Origin of the sequence: Nocardioides sp., assembly GCF_036401255.1 — a bacterium.
Taxonomy (GTDB): domain Bacteria; phylum Actinomycetota; class Actinomycetes; order Propionibacteriales; family Nocardioidaceae; genus Nocardioides.
Genome location: NZ_DASWVI010000038.1, coordinates 1 through 6,045, shown reverse-complemented (window position 1 = coordinate 6,045; position 6,045 = coordinate 1). Strand labels below are relative to the sequence as shown.

At 72.9% G+C, this 6,045-nt stretch carries 8 protein-coding genes; 5 read left to right on the top strand and 3 right to left on the bottom strand.

The window, feature by feature from the left end; genetic code table 11:
* Positions 1-146: 146 nt before the first annotated feature.
* Both VGD85_RS01785 and VGD85_RS01780 read left to right on the top strand, forming a co-directional pair.
* Positions 147-1,151 (top strand): DNA topoisomerase IB, encoded by a 1,005-nt coding sequence (locus VGD85_RS01785; RefSeq protein WP_331061736.1) that lies wholly within the window; start codon positions 147-149, stop codon positions 1,149-1,151.
* Positions 1,152-1,154: 3 nt separating this feature from the next.
* Entirely contained in the window at positions 1,155-1,667 is a 513-nt protein-coding gene (locus VGD85_RS01780; protein WP_414690743.1) for an O-acetyl-ADP-ribose deacetylase, read from the top strand.
* Between the two features lie 6 nt (positions 1,668-1,673).
* Here the strand turns inward: VGD85_RS01780 and serC are convergent, their stop codons facing one another.
* On the bottom strand, positions 1,674-2,798 hold the full coding sequence (gene serC / locus VGD85_RS01775; RefSeq protein WP_331061734.1) for a phosphoserine transaminase: 1,125 nt from the start codon (positions 2,796-2,798) through the stop codon (positions 1,674-1,676).
* A 96-nt stretch (positions 2,799-2,894) separates the two neighbouring features.
* Here serC and VGD85_RS01770 point away from each other — a divergent pair, with 96 nt between their 5' ends.
* Both VGD85_RS01770 and VGD85_RS01765 read left to right on the top strand, forming a co-directional pair.
* Entirely contained in the window at positions 2,895-3,302 is a 408-nt protein-coding gene (locus VGD85_RS01770; RefSeq protein ID WP_331061733.1) for a zinc ribbon domain-containing protein, read from the top strand.
* Between the two features lie 3 nt (positions 3,303-3,305).
* Entirely contained in the window at positions 3,306-3,782 is a 477-nt protein-coding gene (locus VGD85_RS01765) for a GNAT family N-acetyltransferase (protein ID WP_331061732.1), read from the top strand.
* Positions 3,783-3,789: 7 nt separating this feature from the next.
* Here VGD85_RS01765 and VGD85_RS01760 read toward each other — a convergent pair whose 3' ends face one another.
* Both VGD85_RS01760 and VGD85_RS01755 read right to left on the bottom strand, forming a co-directional pair.
* Positions 3,790-4,641: an ABC transporter permease gene (locus VGD85_RS01760; protein ID WP_331061731.1), complete on the bottom strand. Its 852-nt coding sequence runs from the start codon at positions 4,639-4,641 to the stop codon at positions 3,790-3,792.
* Complete coding sequence (locus VGD85_RS01755; protein WP_331061730.1) at positions 4,638-5,597, bottom strand: ABC transporter ATP-binding protein; 960 nt, start codon at positions 5,595-5,597, stop codon at positions 4,638-4,640. Before VGD85_RS01755 ends, VGD85_RS01760 begins: the two co-directional genes overlap by 4 nt.
* A 130-nt stretch (positions 5,598-5,727) precedes the next feature.
* Here VGD85_RS01755 and VGD85_RS01750 point away from each other — a divergent pair.
* Positions 5,728-6,045: hypothetical protein (locus tag VGD85_RS01750; RefSeq protein ID WP_414690742.1), on the top strand; the 318-nt coding region annotated here is incomplete at its 3' end.

The following is a 6,045-nucleotide window of genomic DNA, read 5'->3' as shown; positions in this document are numbered from 1 at the left end:
GACGCAGCCGCCGGAGCCGGCGCACGGCGACCCCGCCGACGGCGACTCCGACAGCGACTCCGGCAACGACCTGCCCTGGCCGTGGCTGCTCGGCGGCGCGGCCGGCCTCGGGTTTGTGGTGGTCCTCGCGCGGCTACTCCTCCGCCATGGTGCGGCTGCGTAGGACGTCGCCCGATCAGCCCGGCTGGACCCGGCGCCGGGCGGGGAAGGGGTTCGTCTACCTCGACCAGCACGGCGACCGGCTGCCGGAGGAGGACGCGCAGCGGGTCCGCGACCTCGTGATCCCGCCGGCCTGGACCGACGTGTGGGTCACGCCGTACGACAACGGCCACCTGCAGGCGGTCGGCACGGACGACGCGGGCCGGCGCCAGTACCTCTACCACCCCGACTGGCGTGCCCGCCGGGACGCGGAGAAGTTCGACCGGATGCTGGAGTTCGGCAAGGCGCTGACCAAGGCGCGCGAGCTCGTCGTGCGGGACCTGGGCCTCGAGGGGATGCCGTTGGAGCGCGCCTGCGCGGCGGCGGTCCGGCTGCTCGACCTCGGCTACTTCCGCATCGGCAACGACGTGTACGCCGACGCGCACGGGTCGTTCGGGCTCACCACGCTCGAGCGCCGGCACGTGCGTCGCCGCCAGGACCGGCTGGTGTTCGCGTTCGTCGGCAAGTCCGGCGTCGAGCACCGCATCGAGATCGACGACGCCGTCGTGATCGAGGCGATCGACGTCATGCGCCGGCGCCGCGGCGCCGACCCGCGACTGCTCGCCTACAAGGTCGGTCGCGGGTGGCGCTCGATCCTGCCCGAGCTCGTCAACGACTACGTGCGGTCCTCCACCGGCCTGGACGCGACCGCGAAGGACTTCCGCACCTGGCACGCCACGGTGCTCGCCGCCGCGGCCCTGGCCGAGACGCCCGAGCCGGGCGGGTCGGCGGCCTCGCGCAAGCGAGCGGTGGCGGGGGCGATGAAGGAGGTGGCGTCGTTCCTCGGCAACACGCCGACGCTGGCGCGGTCGTCGTACGTCGATCCTCGTGTCGTCGATGCCTACGAGGAGGGCCGCACGATCGCGCGGGCCACGCGGCGGTCCTACGACACCCCCGACGAGCGACAGGCCGCCCTGGAGCGTGCGACGCTGAAGCTGCTGAAGGAGGGTTAGGGCCTGATGGACATCACCGCCGTGCAGGGCGACATCACCACGCAGCAGGTGGACGCCGTCGTCAACGCCGCCAACAACGCGATGCGTGGCGGCGGTGGCGTGGACGGCGCGATCCACCGCGCCGGCGGACCGGCGGTGCTCGAGGACTGCGTACGCCGGTTCCCCGACGGGCTGCCGACGGGCGAGGCCGGCTGGACCACCGCCGGCGACCTGCCCGCGCGGTGGGTGATCCACGTCGTCGGTCCCAACCACGCCGCCGGGCAGCGCGACCGGTCGCTGCTGCTGTCGTGCTACACCCGCGCGATCGAGGTCGCCGACGAGCTCGGCGCACGCAGCGTCGCGTTCCCGCTGGTGTCCGCCGGCATCTACGGCTGGCCCAAGGACGACGCGATCGCCGCCGCCCTCGAGGCGCTGCGCGCCGCCGACACCGCCGGCACGGCCGTCACCGAGGCCCGGATCGTCGCCTACGACGCCGCGACGTACGACTTGGTCCGCGCCGCTCTCGAGCGCCCCTGACTCGCGTCAGAGGTGGTCGACGACCCAGTCGATGCAGTGCGTGAGGGCCTCGACGTCGGCGGGGTCCACGGCGGGGTACATCGCGATCCGCAGCTGGTTGCGGCCGAGCTTGCGGTAGGGCTCGGTGTCGACGATTCCGTTGGCGCGCAGCACGGCGGCGATCCGGGCCGCGTCCACGCCGTCCTCGAAGTCGACCGTGCCGATCACCAGCGAGCGGTGGTCGGGTTCGGTGACGTAGGGGAAGGCGTACGACGCCTTCTCCGCCCACGTGTAGAGCGTGTCCGAGGACTGCGTCGTGCGGGCGACCATGCCGTCGAGCCCACCGGAGGCGTTCATCCAGTCCAGCTGCTCGGCCATGAGGAACAGCGTGGCGACCGCGGGGGTGTTGTAGGTCTGGTTCTTCGCGGAGTTGTCGATCGCCGTGGGCAGGTCGAAGAACGCGGGGACGTGCCGGCCGGACCCCGCCACCTCGGCGGCGCGCTGGAGCGCGGCGGGGGAGAACAGCGCGATCCAGAGGCCGCCGTCGGAGGCGAAGCACTTCTGCGGTGCGAAGTAGTAGACGTCGACCTCGCGCACGTCGACCGGGAGGCCGCCCGCGCCGGACGTCGCGTCGACGAGCACCAGCGAGCTGTCGGAGGTGGTCCCGGCGGGGCGCGCGACCGGCGCCATCACCGCGGTCGAGGTCTCGTTGTGCGCCCACGCGTAGACGTCGACGCCGTCCTCGGCGACCGGGTCCGGACGCGAGCCGGGCTCGGACGCGACCACCGACGGCTCCGCCAGCCACGGGGCGGCCTGGGCGGCCTTCGCGAACTTCGAGGAGAACTCCCCGAACGAGAGGTGCTGGCTCTTCTCCCGGATCAGCCCGTACGTCGCGATGTCCCAGAACGCGGTCGCGCCGCCGTTGCCGAGCACCACCTCGTAGCCCTCGGGCAGCGAGAACAGGTCGGCGAGCCCGCTGCGGACCCGTCCGACCAGGTCGCGCACCGGCGCCTGGCGGTGCGACGTACCCATCAGGGAGGCGCCGGTGGCCGCGAGCGCGTCCAGGTGCGAGGTCTGGATCTTCGACGGCCCGGCGCCGAACCGGCCGTCGGCGGGGAGGAGGTCGCGGGGGATCTGCAGCGCGTCGGTCATGGACAGCCTTCCGGAGGGGTGACGATGCTCCCTGACCACGCTGTCAGCACCGCCTATTGTGTCATTGCCGTCGACGACGTCTCTCGAGGAGTCCAGATGACCGCCACCCCCGGCTTCGCCCGCCAGGCGCAGTACCGCACCATGTTCCGTGTCCTGGGCGTGGTCGTGCTGGTGGCCGGCGTCGTCATGTTCGGCTACGGGATCACCTCGGTCTTCGGCAGCGGCTTCGACGGGCCGAGCGGCTTCCAGATCGCCTGCTTCCTCGGCGGGGTGCTGGTGGTCGGGTTCGGCCTGATGCTGCTGCAGTGGGGGTTCCTGGGCGCCGCCGCCCGCTATGGCGCGGGCGAGACGATGCCGGTCGTCAAGGGCTCGGCGGCGTACCTGAGCGACGGCGAGGGCATCCTCGGCGTCGGCCGCACGGCCGGCCCGTACTGCTCCAAGTGCGGCGTGCGCAACGACGCCGACGCGAGGTTCTGCGACTCCTGCGGCTCCGCGCTCGCCTGAGCCTTGGCCGACCTCGAGATCCGCCGCGTCGGCTACGGCCATCCCGACGCGCTGCGCCTGATCGACGAGGTGCAGGCCGAGTACGTCGTGCGCTACGGCGGGCCGGACGAGACACCGCTGGACCCACTGATGTTCGAGCCGCCGGCCGGCAGCTTCTTCGTCGGCTACCTCGACGGCGCCGCGGTCGCGACCGGCGCGTGGCGGCGTTCCGGGGTGGAGGCGTTCGGCACCACCGCGACCGTCGAGGTCAAGCGCATGTACGTCGCCCCCGCGGCGCGCGGACGTGGCCTCGGGCGGCTGATGCTGGCACATCTCGAGGCCAGCGCGGCCGCGCACGGCGCCGAGGCGGTCGTGCTCGAGACCGGGCTGCGCCAACCCGAGGCCATCGCGCTCTACGAGTCCAGCGGCTACACGCCGGTGCCGTCGTTCGGCTACTACCGTTGCGCGCCGCTGTCGCGCTGCTACGGGCGACCCCTCTGACGATCCGTCAGACCACGTCCCGGCGCCGGGCGAGCACCAGGGCGACCACCGGCAGGACGACGACGTACGCCACGAGCGTCCAGACCGCCTGCGTGCCCGAGATGGCGTCGACGACGCCGGGCGTGCCGCCGCCGTAGTCGACGCCGATCAGGGATCCGACCAGCGAGCCCGCCGCGGTGCCGGGCAGCACATGGGTGAGCGCGTCCACCGGCCCCAGCAGGCTGCCGACCCCGCGCAGCAGGTTCTCGACGACCAACGCCCACACCAGGCCGAGCCCGACCGACAGCGCCGGTCCGCGCGAGACGGTCCCCAGCGCGAACCCGGCCAGCGCCCACATCTCCAGCACCAGCAGACCGGCGAGCAACGACTCGACCACCGCTCCGATCGACGGCCAGACCAGATCCTGGGACTCGCTCGTGGCGATCGCCACCGACACGACGACGTCGAGCACGAGCGTCGCCATGACGGTGCCGACCACGATCACGGTCATCGCCGCGAGCGAGCCCGCCAGGGACGACGTGCGAGACGGGCCTTGGGTGAACACCGTCTTCCAGGTGCCCCAGCCGTAGCCGCTGCCCGCCACCATCGCGCCGAGCACCATCATCAGGGCACCTCCGAACATCGGCATGCCCTGGAGCAGCACGTCGGGGACCGACCGGGGCATCAGCTCTCCGAGGATCGAGGCCGTGGTCTGCCCCTCGTTGGAGAAGCTGTTGTCCCCGGTCTTGTAGGCCAGGTAGCCGAACACGTAGCCGAACATCAGCGCGAGCGCCGCCCAGGCGCCGAGCGTGACCCAGACGGCAGGCCACCGGCGCAGGCGCAACAGCTCGGCCCGGGTGCTCCTCAACACGGCGTTCATCGCACCTCCACCTCCATGTCCGTAGCCGCAGCCGTATCCACATCGACGTCGTCCTGGTTGCCGGTCATCTCGAAGAAGACCTCCTCGAGCGTCCGCTCGACGGCGCCCACCTCGTGGACGTCCACGCCGGCGGACACGAGCTCGCGGACGAGCTCGGGGGCCGCCGTCGACGGAAGGTCGAGCGTGAGCCGGTCCTCGTGCAGGTGCACGGCGTCGTCGCCGGCGACCCGCATGGCCACGGCGACGGCCCGGTCGACCGGCGTGGCGCGCAGCCGCAGGGAGGCGGCGCCGCGCAGGTCCGCCACTGTCGACTCGCGCACCAGCCGGCCCTGGTTGATCACGCCGACCCGGTCGCAGATCTCCTGCACCTCGGCCAGGAGGTGGCTGGAGAGCAGCACCGTCTGGCCGCCGCGGGCGAGCGCCACGACCAGCGCGCGCATGTCCGCCATCCCGGCGGGGTCGAGCCCGTTCGTGGGCTCGTCGAGGACGATCAGCTCGGGGTCGCCCAGGAGCGCGGACGCGACGCCGAGACGCTGCTTCATGCCCAGTGAGTAGCTCTTGAACCGGTCGTCGCCGCGGTCGGTCAGGCCGACCCGTGCCAGCGCCGTCTCGACCTCCCGGTCGGAGAGCCCGCGGTAGTGGGCCATCGTCCGCAGGTTGTCGCGGCCACTCAGGTAGGGGTAGAACCCCGGCCCCTCGACGAGCGACCCGACGTGGGCGGTCACGTCCGGTCGGCCTGCGCGGCGGCCCAGCACGCTCGCGCTGCCGGCCGTCGGCCGGACCAACCCGAGCATCATCCGCAACGTGGTGGTCTTGCCGGCGCCGTTCGGGCCCAGGAAGCCGTACACCTCGCCACGCCGCACGGTCATGCTGACCCCGTCGACGGCGAGACGGCCGCGGTCGCCGCGCCCGAAGCGCTTGGTCAGTCCCTCGGTCTGCACCATCAGCTCTGTCATGGCCCCACGGTCCCCGGATCCGCCGCGGAACGCGTCCGCTGCTCGGCGGCTGCGTCGTACGCAGATCCGCGTACGGCGCAGCCGCGCCCGCTCGTACGCGGTCACCGCCCATTCGGCCTAGCCTCGAGACGTGGTCCGCTCCCGGTTGCTCTGGCTGGTGCCCGCCGCGCTCGTGGTGATGGGCTCGCTCGGCGTCAACCACGACGCGGCCCCGGAGTCATCCGCCGCGGCCCTGGGCGTCGCCGTGCTCGCCGGCGCAGCGATGGTGCTCGCGTCGTTCCGTGGCCGGAGTGCGCTGGTCGTGGGCGGTGCGGCCGTCGGTGCGTACTTCGCGACGGGTCTGGAGAACGGCCCCATCTTCGTGGCGCTGCCGCTCACCGTGCTCGCCGCCGCGCTGCGGGTGCCGCCGCGCCCGCTGCTGCCGGCGGTCGTCGGCGCTCCGCTGCTC

What these genes read in the sequence shown, in the direction of transcription:
- VGD85_RS01760 (WP_331061731.1), bottom strand. Translation starts at nt 4,641, where the DNA reads ATGAACGCCGTGTTGAGGAGCACCCGGGCCGAGCTGTTGCGCCTGCGC.
- VGD85_RS01785 (WP_331061736.1), top strand. Translation starts at nt 147, where the DNA reads ATGGTGCGGCTGCGTAGGACGTCGCCCGATCAGCCCGGCTGGACCCGG.
- VGD85_RS01755 (WP_331061730.1), bottom strand. Translation starts at nt 5,597, where the DNA reads ATGACAGAGCTGATGGTGCAGACCGAGGGACTGACCAAGCGCTTCGGG.
- VGD85_RS01770 (WP_331061733.1), top strand. Translation starts at nt 2,895, where the DNA reads ATGACCGCCACCCCCGGCTTCGCCCGCCAGGCGCAGTACCGCACCATG.
- serC (WP_331061734.1), bottom strand. Translation starts at nt 2,798, where the DNA reads ATGACCGACGCGCTGCAGATCCCCCGCGACCTCCTCCCCGCCGACGGC.